Origin of the sequence: Bradyrhizobium sp. (assembly GCF_030646015.1) — a bacterium.
GTDB lineage: Bacteria > Pseudomonadota > Alphaproteobacteria > Rhizobiales > Xanthobacteraceae > Bradyrhizobium.
This window is the reverse complement of the sequence record NZ_JAUSLT010000181.1, coordinates 1-23805: the sequence shown is the minus strand read 5'-3', so window position 1 is coordinate 23805 and position 23805 is coordinate 1. Positions and strand designations below refer to the sequence as shown.

Sequence of the window (23805 nt, the reverse complement as noted above, 5' to 3'; positions counted from 1 at the left end):
GGCTGCGGGTGCCGATACCGTGGTATCGGCGGCAGCCGTCAAGGACTTTGCCGCGCGCCTGCCGGCGGGATCGCATCTGGCGATCGAGGGCGCCAGGCATGAAATCCTGCAGGAAGCCGACCTCTATCGCGCGCAGTTCTGGGCGGCCTTCGACGCTTTCGTGCCGGGCGGGCCGGTGCGGATGGCTCAAGGAGCCATCCCGGCCGCGTCAATTTAAGGCTGCACAGCCACAAAGCCTCTTGCGGCCGGGCGACGCCTTCGATGGTATCCTCGGTCAAAAGGCCCGTGGCCGGACGCCGATCCGTGGCACGCGGCGAAATGGGGGGTGATATGGGCTCGCAAGTTACCTTGCCGCTATGGGCCGTCGTCCTCGTCACCGTGCTGGCGGCGCTGGCTGTGCTCGACCGCATCCTGATGCCGAGCGTCCGCTGGGCGCTGCGGCGGCGCGCCAATCGTGCCATCGACGAGCTCAACACCCGCCTCAAGCTTCGCATCCAGCCGTTCAAACTGACAAGGCGCCAGGTGCTGATCGACCGCCTGATGTTCGATCCGGAAGTGCTGCATGCGGCCGACGAATACGCAAAAGAAGCCGGCGTGCCGCGCGACGTCGCGATGGAGAAGGTAAAGCGCTATGCCGAGGAGATCGTGCCCTCGTTCAGCGCCTATGCCTATTTTCGGGTGGGAACGCGGATCGCCAGGAGCATCTCGCAGATGCTCTATCGCGTCCGCATCGGCTACCGCAACGACGACGCGCTGGCCAAGGTCGATCCCGGATCTTCGGTCATCTTCGTCATCAACCATCGCTCCAACATGGATTACGTGCTGGTGACCTATGTCGCGGCGACCTCGTCGGCGCTGAGCTATGCCGTGGGTGAATGGGCGCAGGTCTGGGGGCTGCGCGGCCTGATCCGGTCGATGGGGGCCTATTTCATCAGCCGGGATTCCCGTGAGGGGCTCTATCGCAAGGTGCTGGCGCGCTACGTCCACATGGCGACGGCGGCGGGCGTCACGCAAGCGATTTTTCCGGAAGGCGGTCTCAGCCGCGACGGCCGGCTGCGCCCGCCGAAATTCGGGCTGTTGAGCTACATGGTCTCGGGTTTCGATCCGCTCGGTCCGCGCGACGTGGTGTTCGTCCCTGTCGCGGTCAATTACGACCGTGTGCTGGAGGACCGCATGCTGACCTCCGCCGCCAGTACCGAGCCGGGGAAAAAGCCGGTGTTCGGCTTCAACGCAAAAGTGTTCGCGAGCCACGTCCTCCGCCACATCGGGATGGCGATCCGCGGCGAGTGGCATCGCTTCGGCTATACCTGCGTCAGTTTCGGCGAGCCGGTGTCGCTGCGCCAGCATGTCGCCGAGGCCAACATCGATTTCCGCCTGCTGACATCCGAGGCGCGCCATGCCGAGACCGAAAGGCTCGGCAACCGACTGATGCAAGCCGTCGGCCGGGTGGTCCCGGCGCTGCCGGTTTCGCTGGTCTCGACCGCGATGCTGGAGGCCGGCGACAAGCCGCTCTCTCTGCTCGACATCAAGCAACTTGTATCGAGCCTGATCGGCGTGCTGGAGGCCCAGGGCACCTACGTCCACATCCCGCGCGCCGACCGCGACTACGCGATTGCAGTGGGCTTGCGCATGCTGACGCTGCGCCATCTGGTGCTGGAGGAAGACGGCAGCTACCGCGCCAACCCGGACGAATTGATCCTGCTGAAATACTACGCCAACGCCATCGTGCATCTGTTCGAGAGCGCCGCAGAGCCGGCGGTATAACGCCCACCTGCCTGCGTTTACTTTCTTCTCCCCTCCCCCCGCGAAGCGGTGGGGAGGGGTCGGGGGGTGGGGGGTGCTTCCGCTAATTCGCTGCCAGTAGTACGCGGTGATTACTCGCAGCGAGTGCGCTGATAGACCCCCCACCCCCGACCCCTCCCCGCCACGCGCAAGAGCGCGTGGAGGGAGGGGAGAAGAAGGCCGCTACTCGATCACCGCATGTTCCGGCGCCACCGACTGCTTGCGCAGCGTGGCCTTGCTCGATCCGATCATGATGGTCAGCGGGATCGCGCACAGCGTGAAGATCATCACCATCTGGTAATCGTGCGAGAAGGCGATGACCTGCGCCTGCAGCTTGACGATGGCGTCCATCATGGCGCGGCCCTTGTCGGTGCCGAGGTCGATCATGGCCCGCACCTGTGGCATCTGCATCGCGTGGTTGAACGGATTGACGTGCTGCGACAGCACCGCGTAGCTCCACCGCGAACCCTCGGTGAGCTGCGAGATCACCAGGGATATACCGATCGAGCTGCCGACGTTGCGCAACAGCGTCAGCATCGAGGTGCCGTCGGTGCGCAAATGATTGGGCAGCGTCAAAAATGCCACCGTGGAGAGCGGCACGAAGACGAGGCCAAAGCCAAAACCCTGGAAGATGCTGATCGTCAGGATCTCGTTGACGCCGGTCTGGTCGGTCCATGCCGTCATCCAGAACAGCGACACGCAGGTCGTGCCGAGGCCGGTGACGATCAGCGTACGCGCCTCGATATAACGCATCAGCCGCCCGACCATCATCATGGCGACGAAGGTACCGAAGCCGCGGCTCGCCAGCAGCAGGCCGGCGGTGATGATGGGATAACCGAGCACGTTCTGCAGGAACGGCGATGCCAGCGCCATGGTCGAGAACAGCACCACGCCCATCACCGACATGAACACGCAGCCGCCGACGAAATTCTTGTCGCGGAACAGCGCGAACTGGATGAACGGCTTTTCCGTCGTCAGCGAATGCGCCAGGAAATAATAGAACCCGACGGCCGAGACGATGAACTCGGCGATGATCTCGCTGGAATTCAGCCAGCCGAGCTGCTCGCCGCGGTCGAGCGCGACCTGCAGGCTGCCGATCCCGATCGCAAGCGCGGTGAAGCCGAACCAGTCGAAGCGCAGCTCGCGGTTCTTCCCGGTCTCGTCCATGAACACCATCAGGCCGAGCACGGTGAAGATACCGAACGGCAAATTGACCAGGAACACCCAGTGCCAGGAATAGGTCTCGGTCAGCCAGGCGCCCAGCGACGGCCCCATGATCGGGCCCATCATCACGCCCATGCCCCAGATCGCCATCGCCTTGGCGCGCTCATGCAGCGCGTAGGAGTCGAGCATCACCGCCTGCGACAGCGGCACCAGGGCTGCGCCGAACACGCCCTGCAGCAGGCGGAACAGCACCATCTGGTAGATGTCCTGGGCGGCGCCGCACAGCACCGACGCGATCGTGAAGCCGGCGGAGCAGATGATGAAAATCCGCTTGCGGCCGAAGCGGTTGGCGATCCAGCCCACCGGCGCGGTCATGATCGCCGCCGCCACGATGTAGGAGGTCAGCACCCAGTTGATCTGGTCCTGCGAGGTCGACAGGGTGCCCTGCATGTAGGGCAGCGCGACGTTGGCGATGGTGGTGTCCAGCGCCTGCATGATGGTCGCCGTCATCGCGCAGATCGTCACCATGGTCCGGCGCAGGCCGGGAACGGCAACGGGGGCTGCGGCCGAATTCGGCATGGCCGCTCAGTCCTCCTTCGCCGCCACCGCCGGCGAGCCGAACAGATTGGCGAGCGAACGGCGGTGCTTGGTGTCGATGGTGGCGTAGACGCTCATGCCGGCCTTCAGCTTGCGGACGAAGGCGTCGTTGTTGTCGAAATAGATCCGCACCGGCACCCGCTGCACCACCTTGACGAAGTTGCCGGTGGCGTTCTGCGGCGGCAGGATCGCAAATTGCGCGCCGGTGCCGGGCGAGAGCGAGCCGACCGTGCCCTTGAAGACATGGTTGGGGAAGGCATCGACGTCGAGGGTGACGGACTGGCCGACCGCGACATAGGTGAAATCCGATTCCTTCGGATTGGCGTCGACCCACGGGTTCGAGGTATCGATCACCGAGAACACCGGGCTGCCTGCGATGACATGGCGGCCGAGCTGGATCTGCTCGACCTGGGTCGCGGTGCCGTTCATCGGCGCGCGCACGGTCGAGAGATCGAGATTGCGCTGGGCGTCGTCGAGCACGGCCTTGGCCTGCATATGGGCCGGAAATTGTTCGAGCGGCAGATCGGGGTCACCGAGCAGCTGGTTGAGGGCGTTCGCCCGCCGCTGCGTCACGAGCTGCCGCTGCGCCTGCGCGGTCACCAACGCGGTGGCGCTGTTGTCGAGATCGAGCTGAGATCCGGCATTGCTCTTCACCAGCGAAGTCTTGCGCTCGACGTCCTTCTGCTTCAGCGCGATGCCGGCGTTGACCAGTTCGATGGTCTGCGCATAGAGCTTGACGTCGGCGACGAGATTGGCGTGGCTGGTCCTGGCGTCTTCGAGCTTGGCGCGCGCCTGCGCCAGCGCCAGCTGGAACGGCACCGGATCGATCTGGAACAGGACGTCGCCGGTGGTGACCTGCTGGCCTTCCTTCACGGTGACGCTGATGATCTTGCCGGAAACATCCGGCGTGATCAGCACCTTCTGGGCGCCGACATAGGCGTCGTCGGTGGTCACGTAGCGGCCGCCGTTGAGATAGAAGGTAATGCCGGCCACCAGCGCCACCAGCGGCAGCACCACCAGCAGCAGAAAGCGGCGGTAGCGTCGCATGCCCGCCATCAGGCGGCGGCGCGGCTCCGCGGCGATCCTGGTCCGGGGTTTGATGGGCGGCTCGCCCTTCTGCTCCGGCGGAAATTTGAGGACTGGATCAGCCAATTCGCTGCTCCTTGTTGAGCGGTGCGCCGGCCGGGTTCTGGATCGCGTTGCGGACGTTTTCCTTGATCGCCTCGAGCTGCCCCAGCAGCCGGTGGGCGTCGGCCGGATTGATGCCTTCGAGCGCGGTCGCGGTCAGTTCGGAGCGCAGCCCGCCGAGCTTGCCGAGCAGCGGGCGCGCGGCCTTCTTCAGATAGAGCCGGTTGACGCGGCGGTCGCTGGCGTCGCTGCGCCGCTCGATCCAGCCGGCGTCGCACAGCCTGTCGATCAGCCGCGTCAGCGTGATCGGCTGCATTTCCATCTGTTCGGCAAGCTCCGACTGCTTGAGCCCCTCGGTGCGTTCCACCTTGGCCAGCACTGCCCATTGCGCGCGGGTGATGCCGTAGCGCGCCGCCTGCTTGTCGGCATAGGCGCGCATCATCCGCTGCACTTCGCCCAGCGTGAACAGGAAGTTCATATCCACGGAACCGGGCATGGGTATCTCCGTAAGCAAACGATATTATAAGCTAGCTCATCAATCGGACTTTTCAAGTTAATTAAGAACCGGCCAGCAGCAGAGAGCTGCTCCGCGGGCAGCACATGGCTCGGCCCCGGAATGCCGCTTGGACCGGCAATTCAGCTCCGTGCGCTAAAAAAGCCCAGATATTGCGGTGCAATCGGCCGGATCGCGAAACATGGACCATCAGGTTCATCCGCGTTACATCATGGGCCGTCATGACCCTGGCCAAGCCGACCTTCCCCGCGCCCGATCACGATCACGACCGCTGCACCGCGGACGGGATTCTGCATGCCGAGCAGGTCTGCAAGCTCAAGGCGCAGAAATTCACCCCGATCCGCCGCCAGGTGTTGCAGGCGCTGTTGTCCAGCCACCGCCCGCTCGGCGCCTATGAGGTGATCGACGAGTTGGCAAAGTCGATGCCGCGGCCGGCGCCGATCACGGTATACCGGGCGCTCGATTTCCTGATGGAGAACGGCCTAGTCCACCGCATCGAAAGCCGCAACGCCTTCCTGGCCTGCGCGCACGACCATGACGCGACCGCGATGGTGGCGTTCCTGATCTGCGAGCGCTGCGGTTCGGTCGGCGAAATGCCGGCGGCACCCGTAGCCCAAAGCCTCAACGCCGCGGCGCGCGCCTCCGGCTTCGCGCCAAAACTGTCCGTCGTCGAAATCACCGGCACCTGCGCGCACTGCCAGAAGGCCGCATAATAAGAAACGGCGCCAAGCCGGTCGCGAGGATGAATGTCGTCAGATCAAATGCAGCCATCGGCCGGGCGTCCGCTCAGCGCCGGCGCCATCGCGCTGATGCTGATGTTGTGCCTGAGCTGGGGGTTCAATCAGATCGCGGTAAAACTGGTGCTGCCGGACGTGCCGCCGATGATGCAGGCGCTGGTGCGCTCGGTCGGCGCCTTGCCGGTGCTGCTGCTGATCGGCTGGTGGCGCGGTGTCAAATTCTTCCAGCGCGACGGCACGCTGTGGCCGGGCCTGTGTGCCGGCATCATTTTCGGCGTCGAGTTCGTGCTGATCTATCGCGGCCTGCTGCTGACCTCGGCATCACGCGCGGTGGTGTTTCTCTACACCGCGCCGTTCTTCGTGGCGCTCGGCTCCTATTCGTTTCTCGGCGAGCGGCTGCGCGCGTCGCAATGGGGCGGCCTCGCCCTGAGCTTTGCCGGTGTGGCGCTGGCAATCGGCGTGCCGCAGGCCAATGTCGATGCCGACGTGCTGCTCGGCGATCTCCTGATCGTCGCCGGCGGCGCGCTGTGGGCGGCCACCACGCTGCTGGTGAAGGCGACCTCGCTGCTGAAGGCGCCGGCGGAAAAGGGCCTCGGCTACCAGGTGGCGATGTCGATCCCGATCCTCGGTTTCGCGGCGTGGATCTCCGGCGAACGGCTGACCCATATGCCCAGTCTGCTGTCGGTCTCGCTGCTGGCCTACCAGGCATTCTGGGTGGTCGGACTGACGTTCCTGCTGTGGTTCGCGCTGATCAAGACCTATTCCGCCAGCAAGCTGTCCGCCTTCACCTTCATCACGCCCCTGTTCGGCGTGGTCGCCAGTTACTTTATCCTCAACGACACGCTGACGATCACATTCGGGGTCGCGGCGCTGCTGGTGATCGCGGGACTCTATCTGGTGAACCGGCCCGAGGTATCCGGGCCGAAGGTGGTGCCGGATCCGAACGTGCCGGCGTGATGGGGCCGCCGAGGCCGCTGCAATAAAGATTGGAAAAGATTGTCGTCGCCCGGCTCTTGACCGGGCGATCCAGTACGCTGCGGCTTCTCGGCTCAATCGCTGGCGTCTCTGGAATACTGGGTCGCCCGGTCGGGGCCGGGCGATGACAGCAGTGGGTGTGCGAGTTACCCCGTCTCGATCGGCAGCGATTCATCCTTCGCCCATTCGCCCATCGAGGCGTCGTACAGCGTGAGATTTTCGTAGCCGAGCCGGTGCAGCAAAAACAGGTCGATGGTGGCGGAGATGCCGCCGCCGCAATAGGCGACCACGCGCTTGTCTTTTGTCACGCCTTGTGCTGCGAATTTGGTCTCCGCGTCCGCCAGCGGCAGGAACGTTTTCGTTTCCGGATCGATCAAGGTCGCCGCCGACACGTTGACGCTGCCGGGAATCCGTCCCGGCCGGCCGTAGCGGCTCGGATCCAGGCCCTTGTACAGTTGCGCGTTGAGCGCGTTGACGACGACGGTGTCGCGGTCGCTGCTGGCTTGCAACGTCTCGTGCTTGTCGACGAAATAGCCCGCGCGCGGTTTGGCCATGAAGGTCGCCGGCGGATAGCCTTTCGCCGGGCCGGTCTCGACCGCGCGGCCCTCGGCCTTCCAGGCGTCGAGCCCGCCGTCCAGCACCGCGACATTGTCATAGCCGAGCGACTTCAGCATCCACCAGAACCGCGTCGCCCACATCGCGGTGCCGATCGAGTACAGCACCACGCGGCTATGCGCGCCGACCCCATGACGGCCGAAGGCTGCCTCGAGCTGGGCGGTGGCCGGCATCATGAAATGCAGCTCGATATTGGCTTTCGAGAATTCGCCCTGCAGGTCGAGAAAATCCGCGCCCGGAATATGCCCGGCCTCGAAAGTGTGCCGTCCCGGCACCGCGATATAGGGAACGCCGGAGCCTTCCGGCTGATATTCGAGATAGGTGGTGCAATCGAACAGCCGGAGATCGGGATGATCGAGGATTCCGGCGAGTTCCGCCGTGGTAATCAATCCGTCACGCTGCGGCATTACTGTTGCTCCCGGCAAAGTTCCGGTCATGCTAGGGCAGCAGGCAAGAGCTGAAAAGGCAGCCTCCCTCCGGGGTTTGCCCTTTAATCCCCGGATTCCGGCCCGATATAGCTGCTAAGGGCCGGCGCGGCACCGAAGCCACGTTTTCCGCCGGATTGGCCGAATAAGCCATTGAACCAAAAGAGAAATAATCCGACCCAAAAGAGCGCGCCGGCATCTGCCACTGGCCCCTTGGTGAATGTCACCAAAACCTGATATTCGAGACCCCATGAACAAGCCCGAAAAACTTACCGACGACGACATCGCCGGCCCCAGCCCCCGGCATAAAACCACCCAGGTCATGGTCGGCAATGTCGCCGTCGGTGGCGGCGCGCCGATCGTGGTGCAGTCGATGACCAACACCGACACCGCCGATATCCAGGGCACTATCGCGCAGGTCGCGGCGCTGTCGCGCGCGGGCTCGGAAATGGTGCGCATCACCGTCGATCGCGACGAAGCCGCCGCCGCCGTGCCGCATATCCGCGACGGCCTGCGCAAGCTCGGCATCACCACGCCGCTGATCGGCGACTTCCATTACATCGGCCACAAGCTGCTGGCCGATCATCCCGCCTGCGCCGAGGCGCTCGACAAATACCGCATCAATCCCGGCAATGTCGGTTTCAAGGCCAAGCGCGACACCCAGTTCACCGACATCGTCGAGATGGCGCTGAAGTACAACAAGACGGTGCGGATCGGCGCCAACTGGGGTTCGCTGGATCAGGAACTACTCACAAAACTGATGGACGAAAACGCGCTGCTGCCGGCGCCGAAGGACGTCCGCGCGGTGACCCGCGAGGCCATGGTGCAGTCGGCGCTGTTGTCGGCCGCGCGCGCCGAGGAAATCGGCCTGCCGAAGAACCGCATGATCCTGTCGGCCAAGGTTTCTGCGGTGCAGGACCTGATCGCGGTCTACGAAACGCTGGCCGAACGTTCCGATTACGCCATCCATCTCGGGCTCACCGAGGCCGGCATGGGCTCCAAGGGCATCGTCGCCTCGTCGGCCGCGCTCGGCATCCTGCTGCAGCAGGGCATCGGCGATACTATCCGGATTTCGCTAACGCCCGAGCCCGGCGGCGACCGCACGCTCGAAGTCCAGGTCGCGCAGGAGCTGCTGCAGACCATGGGATTCCGTACCTTCGTGCCGCTGGTCGCGGCATGCCCGGGCTGCGGCCGCACCACCTCGACCACCTTCCAGGAACTGGCGCGCTCGATCCAGGATTTCATCCGCGAGGAAATGCCGAGCTGGAAGAGCCGCTATCCCGGCGTCGAATCGCTCAACGTCGCGATCATGGGCTGCATCGTCAACGGCCCCGGCGAATCCAAGCATGCCGATATCGGCATCTCGCTGCCCGGCACCGGCGAAACCCCGGCCGCCCCCGTCTTCGTCGACGGCAAGAAATTCCGCACCTTGCGCGGCCCCAACATCGCCACCGAATTCAAGGCGATGGTGATCGACTATATCGACCAGCGCTATGGCGCGGGCGCGAACGTGCCGGTGACCGCGGCGGAGTAGGGCACCTTCAGGCCCCCGTAGCCCGGATGGAGCGCAAGCGAAATCCGGGGGCTTTCTCTCAAGTGGCACGACTGTTCCCGGATTGCGCTTCGCTCCATCCGGGCTACGATGCCAGCCAATCAAGAAAAGCCGGAGATCGCCCCATGTCTTCGCTGTCCAGCAAACAAGGCCCGCGCTATCGGCACACGTCAGGCGAAGAGGCCCCCTACGAAACCATAAGCGTCGAAAAACTCACCCCGATCATCGGCGCGGAAATATCCGGCGTCGATCTCGCAGGCTCGCTCTCCAACCGGACCATGGACGAGATCCACCGCGCGCTCGCCGAAAATCTCGTGATCTTCTTTCGCGATCAGCACATCACGCCGCAGCAGCATCTCGCCTTCGGCCGGAAATTCGGGGAGCTGCACATTCATCCCGCAGCGCCCCATGAGGGCGACGATCCCGCGCTGATGAAGATCTATGCCGACAAGGATTCACCACGCGCCAATGGCGAGGGCTGGCACAGCGACGTGTCCTGCGACGTCGAGCCGCCGATGGGATCGATCCTCTATATCAAACAGTGTCCGCCGCGCGGCGGCGACACGCTGTTCGCCAATATGTATGCGGCGTATGAATCGCTGTCGGACCGCATGAAGACCTATCTCGACGGCCTCACCGCGCTGCATGACGGCGAATCCACCTATCGCGGCCTCTACGCCAATTACGGCGTCGCCGACCGGCCGGCCTATCCCAGCGCCGAGCATCCCGTGGTGCGCACCCATCCGGTGACGGGCAAGAAAGCGCTCTACGTCAATCGCGGATTTACAAAACACATCATTGGCATTCCCCGCGACGAGAGCGACGCCATGCTGGCCTATCTCTACCAGCACTGCGAAAATCCGCTGTTCCAGTGCCGCTTTCGCTGGACCCAAAACGCCATCGCCTTCTGGGACAACCGCTGCGCCCAGCACCGCGCGATGTGGGACTACTGGCCGCACACCCGTTCCGGCACGCGGGTGACGGTGAAGGGCGAACGGCCGGTATAGACGTCTCTCATCCGTCGTCCCTGCGAACGCAGGGACCCATACGCCGCGGCCCATCAATGAAAAGCCGGTGTGAGATACCTTCTGCAACAACAGACGACCGGGATTATGGGTCCCTGCGTTCGCAGGGACGACAGTTGAGAGGCTATCACCAAGCGCGTTGACGCCTCACGATACCTGCGCCAAGCTTGGCCAAAAGTAACACCCCGGAGGCCGCCCCATGCTCCGCGCCGAGGACAACAAATTCCTGACTGAAAGCGACGCCGGCACGCCGATGGGCGAATTGCTGCGCCGCTTCTGGCTCCCGGTGCTGCTGTCCGAGGAATTGCCTGACGCCGACGGCACCCCGAAGAAGATCACGGTGATGGGCGAGGAGCTTCTGGCCTTTCGCGATTCGCGCGGCGTGGTCGGAATCATCGACCAGTATTGTCCGCACCGCGGCGCCAATCTCTGGCTGGGCCGCAACGAGGAATGCGGTATTCGCTGCGTCTACCACGGCTGGAAGTTCGACACCGACGGCCGCTGCGTCGACATGCCGACCTCGTATCCCGATCTCAATGCCAAGGACCTGATCCGCATCAAGTCCTATCCGGTGCGTGAATGGGGCGACATGATCTGGGCCTATATGGGCCCGGCGGATGCGGTCCCCGAATTGCCGGATATGGAAATGGCGCTGGTGCCGGCCTCGCACCGCTACGTCTCGAAGAAATGGCAGGACTGCAACTGGGTGCAGGCGCTGGAAGGCTCGATCGACACCGCGCATTTCACCTTCGCGCACTTAAGCTTCGAGAAGGAGGAGAACGAAATCCTCGACATCAAGAAGCACTTTGTGAATCCTCTGACACGGGTCGCCACCGACCACATGCGCTGGATCGCCGAGGATCCGCGGCCGGTGATCAAGATCATTCCGCATGAGGCCGGGCTGACCATCGGCGGCGGCCGTCTCACCGGCACCGACAATATCTACTGGCGCATCGCCCAGTTCCTGATGCCGGTGCATGCCTATGCGCCGAGCGCGATGCCGGGCGAAAACATCTTTGGGCAGAGTTTCGTGCCGGTGACCGACACCAATTGCTGGATCTTCACCTATGCCTGGAATCCGGAGCGCCCGATCACGCAGGCCGAACGCGACGCCTATGACCGCGGCAATGGCGTAATCTCCGAGGTCGACGAAAACTACATCCCGCTGAGGAACAAATCGAACGATTATCTGATCGACCGCAAGCTGCAGAAGACCAGCAGCTACACCGGCATCAAGGGCGTCTCCGAACAGGACGCCGCGGTGCAGGACAGCCAGGGTCCGATCGCCGACCGCACCCGCGAGCATCTCGGGCCGACCGATCTCGGCATCATGCATTTCCGTAAGCTGGTGATGGAGCAGGCCCGCGCGCTGCAGCAGGGCACGCCGCCCGCGCAGCTGGCGCATCAGGACCGCTACGCCGTGCGCTCCGGCGCCTGCGTCACCAGCAAGGCCAAGGACCTGCCCGCCGTCATGGTCGAGCGCTTTGGCGATGCGGCCGGATATGTCGGGCGGCCGCGGACCGCGGCGGCGGAATGAGGCACCCTGCTTAAACGGGTCGTCCCGGCGAACGCCGGGACCCATAATCCGCGGCGGTAGTTTTCGTAGTAGGTGTCTGCGGTCTGTGTATCATCGAGAGTGCACGGCGTATGGGTCCCCGCGTTCGCGGGGACGACTCGTGGAGAGAGATCCTACATCTGCACCCTGCGATATTCCCGATTGGCCAGGCTCGCTTCCTCCAGATCGAGATCGCGTTCGATCCGCCGCCTTGTCTCGTCGGTGATCTTGCCGTCGCGCAGCAGGACGTGGATGAATTTCCGCTCCGCTCCGATCAGCTCCCGCGTCAGGTCGGTGCCATCGGCCGAGGCATCGTACAGATCTGGATCGAGCGAATCCGGCAACTGGCTGGTACGGATCTCGTGCCGCGCGCGCAGCAGTTTGACCACTTCGTCGGATAATTCACGGTCGTCGGTCATGGCATCGAGCGACGCCAGGGCCGCGCCGAGGGCCTCGCGCCGGGCGGCGATTTCCGCCTCATGGTCCGCGCGATGTTCGTCGCGGCCGGCGTCCGCGATGCCGAGCCACTTCACGACAAGCGGCAGCCCGAGCCCCAGTCCGACCAGTGTGATGAAGATGACGCCGAACGACACGAACAGGATCAGGTCGCGATACGGAAAGCCGTCACCATTGGGGAGCGCGAGCGGCAGCGCCAGCGCCGCGGCCAGCGACACCGCGCCGCGCACGCCGGTGAAGGCGATCACGAAGGTGGTGCGCCACGACGGCGACGGATCGCGCGCCCGCAGCCGCCGGCTCAACAGCCGCGGCAGATAGGTGGCGGGATAGACCCAGGCGAAGCGGGCGATAATGATGATCGCGGCCACCAGCGCGGTCGCGATCAGGATGTCGTCCAGCGGAAACGCCTTCGATTTCTCGAACAGCAGCCGCATCTGGAATCCGGTCAGCAGGAACAGCAGCCCCTCGATCAGATAGATCACGAGGTCCCAGAAGAAGATGCCCTGCAGCCGTGTTGCCGAGGAGATCAGCAGCGGGCCGTTCCAGCTGATATAGAGCCCGCAGGCCACCGTGGCGATCACGCCGGAGCCGCCGAAATGGTGCGGGATCCAGAAGGCGATATAGGGCGTCAGCAGCGACAGCGTGATCTCGACCTGCGGATCCCGCGCGCGATGCCGCATCCGCAGGGAGAGCCAGCCGATGGCGGCGCCGAACAGCAGTTCGGCGACAATGATGACGGCGAAGGTGCCGGTCGCTTTCGGCAGCGAGAACATCCCGGTCGAAATCGCCGCCACCGCGAAGCGGTACAGGATCAGCGCGGTGGCGTCGTTGGCGAGGCCCTCGCCCTCGAGGATGACGAGGATCCGGCGCGGCAGCCCGAGCTTGCGGGCGATCGCCAGCGGCGCCACCACATCGGGAGGTGCCACGATGGCGCCGAGCAGGAAGCCGACGTTCCACGGCAGCCCGATCAGAAAATGCGTCGCGGTGGCGACCGCGCAGGCGGTGAAGATCACGCAGCCGACCGACAGCAGGATGATGGGACGCAGATTGGATCTGAATTCGCGCCAGCTCATGGCGACGCTGGCCGAATAGATCAGCGGCGGCAATACCACCAGCAGCACCAGCTCCGGCGGCAATTCCAGCGTCGGCATGCCCGGCACGAAGGCCAGTGCGACGCCGGCCAGCAGCAGCAGGATGGCCGGCGCAATGTTGACCCGCCGCGCCAACAGGGCGGTGCCCGCCAGTACCGCGAGCAGTATCAGAAAGATCTGGAATTCGGCTTCCACGTGAAATCCCCGTTCCCTCAATTCGCCCGGAAGCGGCGCGAGGTCAATGCACGGCCCGGAGCCCGTCCGGTTTCACGAAGGCGGCTGACAAATTTGTGACCGGAGCATCCGTCATTCCGCAGAACCGGTTCGCTTCCAGCCCCGTACCACCGGAATCCCTGCAGATGCAGAGGGTTCAGCGCGGGAGCATCACATGAAACAGATCGGTCAGCATGCGGTGGTGATCGGCGCAAGCATGGGCGGCCTGTTGGCCGCGCGGGCGCTGGCGGATTTCTATGCAGAAGTCACGGTGCTGGAGCGCGATACGCTTCCGCTGACCGACGTCCCCCGCAAGGGCGTGCCGCAGGGGCGTCACGCCCACGGCCTGCTGGCGCGCGGCCGCAGCGTGATCGAGGCCTTCTTTCCCGGTTGGACCGATGAGGTCGTCGCCGGCGGCGGCGCCCGGGGCGATATCGTCCAGGACGTGAGCTGGATCGGCTACGGCGTGACGATCAAATCGGCGCCGAGCGACCTGATCGGGCTATTGGCTTCCCGTCCGGTGCTGGAGGGCCACGTCCGGCGCCGGCTGCTGGCGCTGCCCAATATCAGAGCGATCGAAAACTGCGCGGTGCAGGGGCTGGTCGCGGATGACGGCGGCACTGTCATCAAGGGCGTCCGCGTCCGGATCGGCAACGGCGTGGAACAGAATGTCACGGCGGATCTGGTGGTCGACGCCAGCGGGCGCGGTTCGTCGAGCCCGGCATGGTTCGAGAATCTTGGTTATGCGCGGCCCGAGGAGGAAAGGATCGAGATCGGGATCGGATACACCACGCGTGTCTATCGCCGGCGCCCAACGGATCTCGGTGGCAAGGTCGCGGTCGTGGTCGCCGGCAGCGGCCCGAACTGGCGCAACGGCACCATCCTGTATCAGACCGAAGACCGCTGGATCGTTTCGATCGGCGGCTATTTCGGCGACCATGCGCCCGACGACCCCCAGATGTTCGCGGCTTATGCCGGCTCACTGCCGACATCCGACATTCACGACATCGTCGCGCATGCCGAGCCGCTGAGCGATTTCGTCAGCTACCGCTATCCGGCCAATCTGCGGCGCCGTTACGAGCGGATGACCCGGTTCCCCCGGGGCTATCTGGTGTTCGGCGACGCGCTGTGCAGCTTCAACCCGGTGTACGGCCAGGGCATGACGGTGGCGGCCCAGGAAGCCACGCTGTTGCAGGCCTGCCTTCGCGACGGCGACGCCGATCTGGCGCGGCGTTTCTTCCATGCGGCCAAGGGGGCGATCGATACGCCGTGGGATATCGCCGTCGGCAACGACCTGCGCCACCCGCAGGTGCAGGGGCCGCGCCCGCCCAAGGTGCGGTTCATCAACTGGTATATCGGCAAGCTGCACATGGCGGCGCGACACGACGCCGTGCTGGCGAAGGCGTTCCTGAAAGTGGCCAATCTGGAAGCGCCGCCGGCGCGACTGTTGCACCCCGCCGTCGTGATGCGGGTGATCAGGGGAAATCTTTTCAGGCGCCCGCGCGGCAATGAAACGATATCCCAGGCGGCAACGCCGGGTTAGGCGCGCCTCACTCGCGCAGATCGTAGCGGTAGGACTTGGAGACGATCTTCCAGCCGTCTGCCAGCTTCATCGCCACCAGATAGTCCGTAAAATAGCGCGGCGGCAACTGGCAGCGTACCTTGATGAAGGCGGTGGAGTCGTCCGAGCGATCGATCGTGACGATGAAATCCTCGCGCGCCTTGCCTTCGGCCTTTCCGGAGGGACGCTTGCTGACGCGATCGAGCCAGTCGGGCACGGTGAGGACCTGCAGCGCACCCTTCTCCACCCAGCGCAGGTCGGCAGAGGGGTGGAAGACCTCGCCGAGCTTGTTGGCATCGCCTTCATACAGCGCGTCGAAATAATGCTGGACGACGGCTTCGACGGTGGAACGGTCATGGCTCACGTTGAGGCTCCCTTGAGTGGAATTGTTCTGGATTTGATTAAGCCACGAACGGATCGATTGCGCTACGGATGACGTGCGGTTTTGACGCAGATGTGTGGTGCAATCGGAAAAGTCGAATGAAGAAATTCCTGCCGGAGAACGTGGCAAGACGCTTACGTTCCGGGTAAGGATTGCGGAGTTGCATGGCTTGCGGGAGATATTGCGATGACGATTGACACGGACCGGATCGATGACGCCGTTTTGGCGCTGCTCCATCTGACCCTTCACGATCAGAACCGGGCTGGTAGGGGCTTCGATCCGGATGCATTGGGCCGGCTGTACCAAAAAGGAATGATCGATGATCCTGCCGGCACGTCGCAATCGGTGACATTGACCGACGACGGGTTGCAGCGTTCCAAGCAATTGTTCGGGACGATGTTCACAAGACAAGCCGTGGGACAATTGAACACCGGGGCATCGAAGTACCCCCATATCAAGGTCGATCTGTCGGATTTGACCGGTCAGCTTTGGCCGATCCTGCGCCGGGTGAGCTACGCCATGAGCGATGCTGACGTGAACGAAGCCGAGATCGAGCAGTACAAGGTCGAAGTGAGGGCCAGCAGCGATCCCGTGGCTGTCAGCAGCCGGTGGGTACACGTCGAACGGAAGGCAGGTTAGCGTTCACCCTCCAGGGGAGGGTAAAGAGAAACGTGATCGAAAAACAGCGAACCGATGTGGCCTTGGCGGCACTAATGACAAGGAGTTCCAGTTCCTGTCTGTGCCCTCTGGCGAATAGTGTCGTCGATCGGAGCGGATTTCGAACGTGACCTGGCTCACAAGCCCCGCTGCGGGGTTCTGGTAGGCAGGCTACAGTCAAGAACGGCTACGTCGCGAGAAGTGTCATGATGAATGCATCTGGATCGCTAAAATTGTACCGGTTCCTGCTCGCCGCGGCACTTCTGCTGGTGTGCCAGCCGGCATGGGCCGAAAAACGCGTGGCGCTGGTGCTCGGCAATGCGGCGTACCAGAACGTGGCGAAGCTTCCCAACCCGGTCAATGACGGCGCCGTGATCGCCGCGACCCTCAGGAATGCCGGCTTCGACGTCGTCGATTCGCGCCAGGATCTGCCGGCGGCCGAAACGCGCCGCACGCTGCGCGATTTCGCCGACCGCGCCCGCGATGCCGATATCGCCGTGGTCTATTACGCCGGCCATGGCATCGAGGTGGACGGTGCGAATTATCTGATTCCGGTGGATGCGAAGCTGGAACGCGATACCGACGTCTACGACGAAGCCCTTTCGCTGGACCGCGTGCTGCTGGCGATCGAACCCGCCAAGAAGCTGCGGCTGGTGATCCTCGATGCCTGCCGCGACAATCCGTTCTCGAAAAACATGAAACGAACCGTCGCGTCGCGCGCGATCGGGCAGGGATTGGCCAAGGTCGAGCCGAACAGCCCGAACATGCTGATCGCCTATTCGGCCAAGGCCGGATCGACCGCGGCGGATGGCGACGGCAAGAACAGCCCGTTCACGGTGGCGCTGTCGAAGCATCTGACGACGCCGGGGCTCGATGTGCGCCGTGCGTTCGGCTTCGTTCGCGACGACGTGCTGAGGACCACCAGCAACCGGCAGGAGCCGTTTGTCTATGGCTCGCTCGGCGGCGAAGACGTGCCGCTGGTGCCGGCGCCCACCAGGGCGGCGCCGACGGCGCCTGCGCCCAGTCCGCAGGCCGAAGCCCGCCGCGACTATGAGCTGGCGCTGCAGATCGGCAATAAGGATGCCATGAACGCGTTCCTTGCGCAGTATCCGGACGGCTTCTACGCCAGCCTCGCCAAGATCCAATTGACCAAGTTTGCCGCGGAGGAAGCCCGGGTCGCCGCCACCGAAAAGGCGCGGCTGGCCGAACAGGAGCGGGCGCGGCTTGCTGCCGAGGGCGCCCAGAAGAGCCAGCAGGCCAAGGCGGATGCCGACGCGAAAGCGGCGGAGCAGGCCCGTATCGCCGCCGAAAAAGCCAAGCAGGTCGCCCAGGACAAGGTCGTCGAGGCCGAGCGCAGCCGCGCCGCCACCGAACAGCCCGCGGGCGTTCCGTCCACGGCGGAGAAGGCCCAACTCGATAAGAGTGCCGACAAGGGAACGAGCCTGGCCGCGCTGAACGCCGGGCCGCCGCAGGCCGATCTCACCAAATCCGTGCAGGCCGAATTGCGCCGCGTCGGTTGCCTCAGCGCGGACGCCGACGGCAACTGGAACACGGCGTCGCAGCGCTCGCTGACGCTGTTCAACCGCTATGCCAAGACCAAATTCGACACCAGGCTGGCCTCGACCGACGCGCTCGACACGATCAAGCTGAAGACGGCGCGGGTCTGCCCGATGGTCTGCGAGCACGGCTACAAGGCCGATGGCGACCGTTGCACCAGGATCACCTGCGCCAGCGGCTCGTTCCTCAATGACGACAATGAGTGCGAGAAGCGCCGCGGGAAGCAGCCGGTCGTCAGGCGCGACAGGCCGGAACCAAGGCAGGCTCCGGAAGCAAGACAGGTTCCGCAAGCCCAAGCCCTTGCCGGACGTTCTCAGACGCGGACGGGGCCGGGCATAGGAACGAGAGGCCAGCCGCTTACCGGCATCGAACGCGAACGGGGTTGCAACGGCTACAGCGCCATCATGTCGGGCGTGTGCCCGTAACCAGAGGTCGTCTCGGCCCTGGCGGCAAGCAGATGGACGTCATTCCGGGGCGCGCTTCAGCGCGAACCCGGAATCTCGAGATTCCGGGTTCGATGCTTCGCATCGCCCCGAAATGACATTGCAAATCTAGATCGCACTCGCCGCAATATTGACCATCAGCGCGACCAGCGCGGTGTTGAACACGAACGAGATGATACCGTGCACGGTGGCGGTGCGGCGGATGATCCTGTCGGTGATGCCGACGTCGGAGACCTGCGCCGTCATCCCGATCACGAACGAGAAATACACAAAGTCCCAATAGTCGGCGGGGTCTGATTTGTCGCCGCTGGGGAATTGCAGGCCGCCGGGCTTGGCGCCGCGGTAATAATCATGGGCGTAATGCAGCGCGAAGGTGGTATGCACCGCCGCCCATGACAGCACGATCGTCACCACCGCCAGGGTCAGCTCGTAGGCGCCGCGGTGCGATGAGCCGAGTTCGAACACGATCGCGCCGATGCTGGCGAACGCGCCCAGCGCCGTCACCAGCAGCATCAGGAAGCGGCCGTCATCCTCGAGGATCGCATTGCGGCGGATGTGGCTGTGATCGCAGCGAAACATCATGGCGTAAGCGAGCGCCAGATAGAGCGAAGCAAAAATATCCCAGCCGATCAGGAGCCGTGTCACCAGCCGAAGCGAGTCCGGCAGCAGGAAGAAGCAGACCGTGCCGATCCCGATCGAGACGAAGGTGCGCGGCCGCGCATAGACCACGCGGACCGGCGCCGGCATCCTCTTTAGTCGGGCAACAGCCTCATCGAGCTCTTTCCCGGCCGCCGGCACGTCAGTTCTTGCGTTCGGCGACAAACCGCGACGTCGCGCGCAGCACGTCGCCTTTGGCGCCGAAGATCGAGAGTGCGGAATCGGCCGTGGCCAGCAGATCGCGCACGCGCTGCTTGGCGCCGTCGATGCCGAGCTGGGTGACGAAAGTGGTCTTGCCCAGTGCGGCGTCCTGTCCGGTCTGCTTGCCGAGTGCGGCCGCGTCGCCCTCGACGTCGAGCAGATCGTCGGCGATCTGGAACGCCTCGCCGAGCGCGCGGCCGTAATCGTCGAGCGCCTGGTATTGCGCCTGCGAGGACTGGCCGAGGATGGCGCCGGCGATGCAGCCATAGCGCAACAGCGCGCCGGTCTTCATCTGCTGCAGCCGCGCCACGTCGACCGGCTCGCGGTCGCCGAACCGGCCCTCGCCGGCGAGGTCGAGCATCTGGCCACCGACCATGCCGCCGATTCCCGATGCCCGCGCCAGCGCGCGCGTCAGTTTCAGCCGCACCGTCGCGTCGTTGTGGATCTCGTCGCGGGTGATGATGTCGAAGGCCAGCGTCAGCAGCGCGTCGCCGGCCAGGATCGCGGTGGCGTCGTCGGTCTGCTTGTGCAGCGTCGGCCGGCCGCGGCGCAGGTCGCTGTTGTCCATGGCGGGCAGGTCGTCATGGATCAGCGAATAACAGTGGATGCATTCGAGCGCGGCGCCGGCCAGCAGCGCGGCCTCGCGCGGCACCCCGAACACGGCGGAACTCTCGACCACCAGGAACGGCCGCAGGCGTTTGCCGCCGCCGAGGCTGGAATAGCGCATGGCGTCCATCAGCCGTTTCGGCCGCGCGATCTCGTCGGGCAGAAGCGTGTCGGACAAAAGCTTCGCCAGCAGCGCCTCGGTGTCTTCCGCGGTCTGGTCCAGTCGTTTTGCAAAGTCGGAGTGTGCAGTGCCGGTCGTCATCAAGAATAGCTCCAGATCGGTTCGAGCCGGACCATCGTTGATGGCACCGGCTTCGTCAATTCCGGCCGAACGGCTCGCCACGCCTTAAAAGAGCTGGAAAAAGCCGGACGATCAGGAACATATCGTCAAGCCGGCGGCTTCGCCGGCCTGCGTCCGCTGTCTTGAACCAGAAATCCGTCAATTTGCGCATTGCCCGAAATTTGCTGCTGATCGTGCTGGCGGTGCTGTTGCTGCCGTATCTGGTGGCACCGTTCTATCGCGTCGGCCATCCGGTCTCGACGCTGATGGCCTGGCGCTGGCTCAAGGGTGCGCCGGTATCGCGGCAATGGATCGATTTTGCTGCCATTTCGCCGGCGCTGCCGCGCTCGGTGGTGGCCTCCGAGGATGCCAAATTCTGCAGCCACCACGGCGTCGACTGGGACGCGCTGCGTGACGTGATCGACGACGCGGAGGACGGCGAGGTGGCGCGCGGCGGCTCGACCATCACCCAGCAGCTGGCGAAGAACCTGTTCCTGTGGCCGGGCCGCAGCGTGATCCGCAAGGGCCTGGAGATACCGCTGGCGATCTGGATCGATCTGGTGCTGCCAAAGCAGCGAATCCTGGAAATCTATCTCAACATCGCCGAATGGGGCCCAACCGGCCAGTTCGGCGCCGAAGCGGGGGCTACCTACGCCTTCGGCCGCTCCGCCTCCACGTTGGCGCCCCGGGAAGCCGCCCTTTTGGCGGCGATCCTGCCCAATCCCATCAAGCGCAGCGCCCGCAATCCGGGTCCTGGGGTTCGCCGCCTGGCCGGGACCTATATGGTCCGGGCGCAGGCCACGGCGTTACAGCGCTGCTGGCGAGAAAATCGCGCTTTTTGAGCCATTTGGGCGTATTTTGAACCTAGCTTTGGGGCATTCCATCCTCTATAAGCGCGGCCTTATCGGCATTTCAGCCCGCGCTTCACTGCGCCGGGCGTCCGCACGGACGATGCCTCCGCAACACCCTAGAGGATACCGACATGGCCGTTCCCCGCAGAAAAACATCGCCCTCGCGGCGTGGCATGCGCCGCTCGGCGGACGCGCTCAAGAAGCCGACCTATGCCGAGGACAAGGATTCCGGCGAATTGCGCCGCCCGCACCACCTCGATCTGAAGACCGGCATGTACAAGGGCCGCCAGGTCCTGAAGGCCAAGAAGGAATCCTGATCGCTTCAGGCGGTTTTGCTGCATTCGATTGGCAGCGTCGCCCGGCATCTGGACCCCGGATCTGCAGCGCACCGCTTCGCGCTGCGCAGCGTCCGGGGAACGCCGGAAATGAATCTCGTGTCCCGGACGCGGCGCAGCGTCCTTCACGATGCGCCGCAGAGCCGGGACCCACGGAATCAGCAGCGTCGGCCTGAATTCGGCCAACGAGTGAGATAGGACGGTTCCTTGCGAGCTGGACGGCTCGCTCTGAAAAGAAGGCCTCGCCGTCGATGATCGGTTTTCCGCTTCTTCTGATTCCGCTCGCCATCTACAACATCATCGCCTTCCTGATGCGCGACGTGTCGTTCGCCGCGCCGCTCTTTACGTTGCCGCTGCCCTCGGGCACCGGCTGGCCGGTGACGCTGACCGATGGCCTGCTGACGCTCGGCATCCTGATGTTGCTGTGCGAGGTCATCAAGGGCGCGCGCCCCGGCGCGAAATATCTCACGGACCATCTGCTTTCGCTGCTGGTGTTTGGCGGCGCGGCCGCGGAGTTCGTGTTGCTGCCGCAGTTCGGCACCTCGACCTTTTTCCTGCTGACGCTGCTGGCACTGGTGGACTTCCTGTCGGGCATTGCGCTGCGCCGGCGGCGCGGCGCGCAGGCGGCTCCTGCCATGTCGCAGCGGGATGCGCGGAAGGCCGCGGCGGCTCAGTCCGAATCCCAGTTCGAACCGGTGTCCACGCCGGCTCCTTCGGCGCCTACCGCCGAAGCCGTGCCGCTGGATCGCGCGGAGCCGAAAATCGTGCATCCCGAGGTCACGCCATCAGCGCCCTCGCCGGAGGTGCCATCTCCCGGACTGCAGCCGGGCGACGGTTCGCAGCCGTCGCCGGACAGGCCGCGCTAACTCTCAGGTTCAGATGCTTTGCCGGGTCCGGGTCCCGGCTGCGCGGGCCTGGTGCCGGTTGGCGCCGTAAGCGGTCTGCGCGTCGGCAACCGTGGCCCGGCGCAGGCAACGGGTTTGCGGGGCCTGCTCGGCGGTTGCGAGCAATTGGGCGATAAAGGTCGAGGCGGGCCGCGAGGGCGGCTGGTGGGCTCTGCCTGTCCATTCGGTAGGCTGCGCCACCGGCACCAGCGCGACGCAAGCCGGCCTGACGCCGGCAAAGCCGCCGCCATCTACCGCCTGCTCTGGCCGACCTCTTTCTGACATCGTAAATCGAAATCCGGTTGAACTGTCACATTTTGGGACGTGACGCCCTTTTCCGACTTTCGCTTCGCAAGTCTCATACCGCTGCCCGCCGCTTTGTTCCCGGCGACCGCGCGCCATGGTTTCCAAATCATTGACGGACGCAGCACCGGGCATTTTCCGGTCAGGATCGGCGCATCGGCCTCACTTTTGCGGAATACGCGCTGGTCGGGAGCAAAACAGGCACTATCCTAGAAACAGAGAATCACCCCTCCGTGTCCCGAAACGAGGCGCTTGTGACATCCGACCTTCCGAAAGCTTCGACCATCCTCGCTTCGCTCGGCCAGGCCGCCTTCGTGTGGGACATCGCCACCGACGCGATGCTCTGGAGCGATCATTTGAGTCAGGTCTTTCCGGATATTCCGGCGGAGTCGCTGGCCAGCGGCGCTGAATTCTCCAAGCTGATCGAGCCGGCGCGCGGCGTCCGTTCCGACGCGCTCGGCCATTCGCCACCGGCGCGCGGCGGCGACGACGTGCCGTACCGGATCGAGTATGGCGTGCGCACCTCTACCTCGGCGCCGGTGCTCTGGATCGAGGAGACCGGCTGCTGGTTCGCCGGCCCCGACGGCAGGCCGGCGCGCGCCCAGGGCATCGTTCGAATCAACAACGAGGCCCACGCCCGCGACGAGCAGCTGCTGAAGCTGTCGCGCAACGACCCGCTGACCGGCGAGCTCAACCGCACCCATCTGGTGGGATCGCTGGCCGAGGCCATCGAGGAAGCCTCGCGCTTCCGCACCTCCTGCGCCTTCATGCTGATCGGCATCGATCATCTGGCGCGCATCAACGATGCCTTCGGCTTCGATGTCGCGGACGCGGTGATTTCGGAAGTGGCCAGACGCATTCGGACACGGCTGCGCGGCGGCGACGTGCTCGGCCGGTTCTCCGGCAACAAATTCGGATTGATCCTGAAGAACTGCACCGTCGACGACATGAATGTCGCCGCCGAGCGGTTCCTGGCCGGCGTTCGCGACGAGGTGGTGCCGACCAAATCCGGACCCGTATCGGTCACCGCGTCGATCGGCGCGGTCAGCGTGCCGCGCTATGCGCGCAGCACCGACGAGGCGATCAACCGCGCCCATGAAACGCTCGATAGCGCCAAGCGCCGCCGCTCCGGATCGTTTTCGGTGTGGCGCCCGAATGTCGAGCGCGACGCCCAGCGCCGCGTCTATATCCGCGTCACCGACGAGATCGTCACCGCGCTGTACGAGCGCCGCATCGTGATGGCGTTCGAGCCGGTGGTC

Annotated in this window: 22 protein-coding genes and 1 pseudogene; 14 read left to right on the top strand and 9 right to left on the bottom strand. The window is 64.6% G+C overall.

The annotated features are described in order from the left end of the window. Together Q7T45_RS26385 and Q7T45_RS26380 are read left to right on the top strand one after the other, a co-directional pair. Nucleotides 1–217: pseudogene (locus tag Q7T45_RS26385) on the top strand (hypothetical protein); the annotation flags it as partial. A 113-nt stretch (nt 218–330) separates the two neighbouring features. Then, nucleotides 331–1764 carry a 1-acyl-sn-glycerol-3-phosphate acyltransferase gene (locus tag Q7T45_RS26380; RefSeq protein ID WP_304874876.1) on the top strand — a complete coding sequence of 478 codons (1434 nt, stop codon included), beginning with the start codon at nt 331–333 and terminating at the stop codon, nt 1762–1764. Nucleotides 1765–1965: 201 nt separating this feature from the next. On the opposite strand, the gene Q7T45_RS26375 is transcribed toward Q7T45_RS26380, so the two are convergent. Genes Q7T45_RS26375 through Q7T45_RS26365 form a run of 3 tightly spaced genes read right to left on the bottom strand, consistent with a single transcriptional unit; the run spans nt 1966 to nt 5167 of the window. After that, nucleotides 1966–3525, bottom strand: coding sequence for an MDR family MFS transporter (locus Q7T45_RS26375; RefSeq protein WP_304874874.1), 1560 nt, complete (start codon nt 3523–3525; stop codon nt 1966–1968). A gap of 6 nt (nt 3526–3531) precedes the next feature. Then, on the bottom strand, nt 3532–4695 hold the full coding sequence (locus Q7T45_RS26370; protein ID WP_304874872.1) for an HlyD family secretion protein: 1164 nt from the start codon (nt 4693–4695) through the stop codon (nt 3532–3534). Then, on the bottom strand, nt 4688–5167 hold the full coding sequence (locus tag Q7T45_RS26365; RefSeq protein ID WP_304874870.1) for a MarR family winged helix-turn-helix transcriptional regulator: 480 nt from the start codon (nt 5165–5167) through the stop codon (nt 4688–4690). The genes Q7T45_RS26370 and Q7T45_RS26365 overlap by 8 nt, the downstream gene beginning before the upstream one ends. A 239-nt stretch (nt 5168–5406) precedes the next feature. On the opposite strand from Q7T45_RS26365, the gene Q7T45_RS26360 reads away from it, so the two are divergent. After that, nucleotides 5407–5898 (top strand): Fur family transcriptional regulator, encoded by a 492-nt coding sequence (locus Q7T45_RS26360; protein WP_304874868.1) that lies wholly within the window; start codon nt 5407–5409, stop codon nt 5896–5898. Nucleotides 5899–5931: 33 nt separating this feature from the next. Next, nucleotides 5932–6879, top strand: coding sequence for a DMT family transporter (locus Q7T45_RS26355; RefSeq protein WP_304874866.1), 948 nt, complete (start codon nt 5932–5934; stop codon nt 6877–6879). 164 nt (nt 6880–7043) lie between these two features. Here the strand turns inward: Q7T45_RS26355 and Q7T45_RS26350 are convergent, their stop codons facing one another. Next, nucleotides 7044–7919: a sulfurtransferase gene (locus Q7T45_RS26350; protein ID WP_304874864.1), complete on the bottom strand. Its 876-nt coding sequence runs from the start codon at nt 7917–7919 to the stop codon at nt 7044–7046. A gap of 268 nt (nt 7920–8187) precedes the next feature. Here Q7T45_RS26350 and ispG point away from each other — a divergent pair, with 268 nt between their 5' ends. From ispG to Q7T45_RS26335, 3 genes are all read left to right on the top strand, one after another. Then, the gene (ispG, locus tag Q7T45_RS26345; protein WP_304874862.1) at nt 8188–9471 is read left to right on the top strand and encodes a flavodoxin-dependent (E)-4-hydroxy-3-methylbut-2-enyl-diphosphate synthase; all 1284 of its coding nucleotides are present in this window, start codon (nt 8188–8190) and stop codon (nt 9469–9471) included. A 143-nt stretch (nt 9472–9614) separates the two neighbouring features. Further along, the gene (locus tag Q7T45_RS26340) at nt 9615–10496 is read left to right on the top strand and encodes a TauD/TfdA family dioxygenase (RefSeq protein ID WP_304874860.1); all 882 of its coding nucleotides are present in this window, start codon (nt 9615–9617) and stop codon (nt 10494–10496) included. Nucleotides 10497–10713: 217 nt separating this feature from the next. Then, entirely contained in the window at nt 10714–12051 is a 1338-nt protein-coding gene (locus Q7T45_RS26335) for a Rieske 2Fe-2S domain-containing protein (protein WP_304874859.1), read from the top strand. Nucleotides 12052–12203: 152 nt separating this feature from the next. Here the strand turns inward: Q7T45_RS26335 and Q7T45_RS26330 are convergent, their stop codons facing one another. Further along, the gene (locus tag Q7T45_RS26330; protein WP_304874858.1) at nt 12204–13811 is read right to left on the bottom strand and encodes a Na+/H+ antiporter; all 1608 of its coding nucleotides are present in this window, start codon (nt 13809–13811) and stop codon (nt 12204–12206) included. Between the two features lie 193 nt (nt 13812–14004). Here Q7T45_RS26330 and Q7T45_RS26325 point away from each other — a divergent pair, with 193 nt between their 5' ends. Continuing rightward, the gene (locus tag Q7T45_RS26325) at nt 14005–15372 is read left to right on the top strand and encodes an NAD(P)/FAD-dependent oxidoreductase (protein WP_304874856.1); all 1368 of its coding nucleotides are present in this window, start codon (nt 14005–14007) and stop codon (nt 15370–15372) included. Nucleotides 15373–15379: 7 nt separating this feature from the next. On the opposite strand, the gene Q7T45_RS26320 is transcribed toward Q7T45_RS26325, so the two are convergent. Then, nucleotides 15380–15754 carry a nuclear transport factor 2 family protein gene (locus Q7T45_RS26320; protein WP_304874854.1) on the bottom strand — a complete coding sequence of 125 codons (375 nt, stop codon included), beginning with the start codon at nt 15752–15754 and terminating at the stop codon, nt 15380–15382. Between the two features lie 204 nt (nt 15755–15958). Between Q7T45_RS26320 and Q7T45_RS29090 the strand changes: the two genes are divergently transcribed. After that, nucleotides 15959–16411, top strand: coding sequence for a DUF6429 family protein (locus tag Q7T45_RS29090; protein WP_370691367.1), 453 nt, complete (start codon nt 15959–15961; stop codon nt 16409–16411). A 227-nt stretch (nt 16412–16638) separates the two neighbouring features. After that, nucleotides 16639–18411 carry a caspase family protein gene (locus Q7T45_RS26310; protein WP_304874879.1) on the top strand — a complete coding sequence of 591 codons (1773 nt, stop codon included), beginning with the start codon at nt 16639–16641 and terminating at the stop codon, nt 18409–18411. A gap of 126 nt (nt 18412–18537) precedes the next feature. Here Q7T45_RS26310 and Q7T45_RS26305 read toward each other — a convergent pair whose 3' ends face one another. Together Q7T45_RS26305 and Q7T45_RS26300 are read right to left on the bottom strand one after the other, a co-directional pair. Beyond that, complete coding sequence (locus Q7T45_RS26305; protein ID WP_304874852.1) at nt 18538–19176, bottom strand: DUF1345 domain-containing protein; 639 nt, start codon at nt 19174–19176, stop codon at nt 18538–18540. Nucleotides 19177–19228: 52 nt separating this feature from the next. Further along, entirely contained in the window at nt 19229–20155 is a 927-nt protein-coding gene (locus Q7T45_RS26300; protein WP_304874850.1) for a polyprenyl synthetase family protein, read from the bottom strand. A 161-nt stretch (nt 20156–20316) separates the two neighbouring features. Between Q7T45_RS26300 and mtgA the strand changes: the two genes are divergently transcribed. The 3 genes from mtgA (at nt 20317) to Q7T45_RS26285 (ending at nt 22225) form a co-directional block, all read left to right on the top strand. Next, nucleotides 20317–21015: a monofunctional biosynthetic peptidoglycan transglycosylase gene (gene mtgA / locus Q7T45_RS26295; RefSeq protein WP_370691366.1), complete on the top strand. Its 699-nt coding sequence runs from the start codon at nt 20317–20319 to the stop codon at nt 21013–21015. 140 nt (nt 21016–21155) lie between these two features. Next, entirely contained in the window at nt 21156–21341 is a 186-nt protein-coding gene (gene rpmF, locus Q7T45_RS26290; RefSeq protein WP_027540899.1) for a 50S ribosomal protein L32, read from the top strand. A gap of 269 nt (nt 21342–21610) precedes the next feature. Beyond that, nucleotides 21611–22225 carry a hypothetical protein gene (locus Q7T45_RS26285; protein WP_304874846.1) on the top strand — a complete coding sequence of 205 codons (615 nt, stop codon included), beginning with the start codon at nt 21611–21613 and terminating at the stop codon, nt 22223–22225. Between the two features lie 9 nt (nt 22226–22234). Here the strand turns inward: Q7T45_RS26285 and Q7T45_RS26280 are convergent, their stop codons facing one another. Beyond that, nucleotides 22235–22528, bottom strand: a complete 294-nt coding sequence (locus Q7T45_RS26280) for a hypothetical protein (RefSeq protein WP_304874844.1) — start codon at nt 22526–22528, stop codon at nt 22235–22237. Between the two features lie 272 nt (nt 22529–22800). On the opposite strand from Q7T45_RS26280, the gene Q7T45_RS26275 reads away from it, so the two are divergent. Further along, nucleotides 22801–23805 (top strand): GGDEF domain-containing protein (locus tag Q7T45_RS26275; protein WP_304874842.1); only part of this gene is annotated, 1005 nt, incomplete at its 3' end.

Coding starts and splice junctions, on each gene's coding strand:
- Q7T45_RS26340 (WP_304874860.1), top strand. CDS start 9,615: ATGTCTTCGCTGTCCAGCAAACAAGGCCCGCGCTATCGGCACACGTCA.
- Q7T45_RS29090 (WP_370691367.1), top strand. CDS start 15,959: ATGACGATTGACACGGACCGGATCGATGACGCCGTTTTGGCGCTGCTC.
- Q7T45_RS26325 (WP_304874856.1), top strand. CDS start 14,005: ATGAAACAGATCGGTCAGCATGCGGTGGTGATCGGCGCAAGCATGGGC.
- Q7T45_RS26335 (WP_304874859.1), top strand. CDS start 10,714: ATGCTCCGCGCCGAGGACAACAAATTCCTGACTGAAAGCGACGCCGGC.
- Q7T45_RS26380 (WP_304874876.1), top strand. CDS start 331: ATGGGCTCGCAAGTTACCTTGCCGCTATGGGCCGTCGTCCTCGTCACC.
- Q7T45_RS26305 (WP_304874852.1), bottom strand. CDS start 19,176: ATGCCGGCGCCGGTCCGCGTGGTCTATGCGCGGCCGCGCACCTTCGTC.
- Q7T45_RS26285 (WP_304874846.1), top strand. CDS start 21,611: ATGATCGGTTTTCCGCTTCTTCTGATTCCGCTCGCCATCTACAACATC.
- ispG (WP_304874862.1), top strand. CDS start 8,188: ATGAACAAGCCCGAAAAACTTACCGACGACGACATCGCCGGCCCCAGC.
- Q7T45_RS26360 (WP_304874868.1), top strand. CDS start 5,407: ATGACCCTGGCCAAGCCGACCTTCCCCGCGCCCGATCACGATCACGAC.
- rpmF (WP_027540899.1), top strand. CDS start 21,156: ATGGCCGTTCCCCGCAGAAAAACATCGCCCTCGCGGCGTGGCATGCGC.
- Q7T45_RS26355 (WP_304874866.1), top strand. CDS start 5,932: ATGTCGTCAGATCAAATGCAGCCATCGGCCGGGCGTCCGCTCAGCGCC.
- Q7T45_RS26365 (WP_304874870.1), bottom strand. CDS start 5,167: ATGCCCGGTTCCGTGGATATGAACTTCCTGTTCACGCTGGGCGAAGTG.
- Q7T45_RS26350 (WP_304874864.1), bottom strand. CDS start 7,919: ATGCCGCAGCGTGACGGATTGATTACCACGGCGGAACTCGCCGGAATC.
- Q7T45_RS26375 (WP_304874874.1), bottom strand. CDS start 3,525: ATGCCGAATTCGGCCGCAGCCCCCGTTGCCGTTCCCGGCCTGCGCCGG.
- Q7T45_RS26280 (WP_304874844.1), bottom strand. CDS start 22,528: ATGTCAGAAAGAGGTCGGCCAGAGCAGGCGGTAGATGGCGGCGGCTTT.
- Q7T45_RS26310 (WP_304874879.1), top strand. CDS start 16,639: ATGAATGCATCTGGATCGCTAAAATTGTACCGGTTCCTGCTCGCCGCG.
- Q7T45_RS26300 (WP_304874850.1), bottom strand. CDS start 20,155: ATGACGACCGGCACTGCACACTCCGACTTTGCAAAACGACTGGACCAG.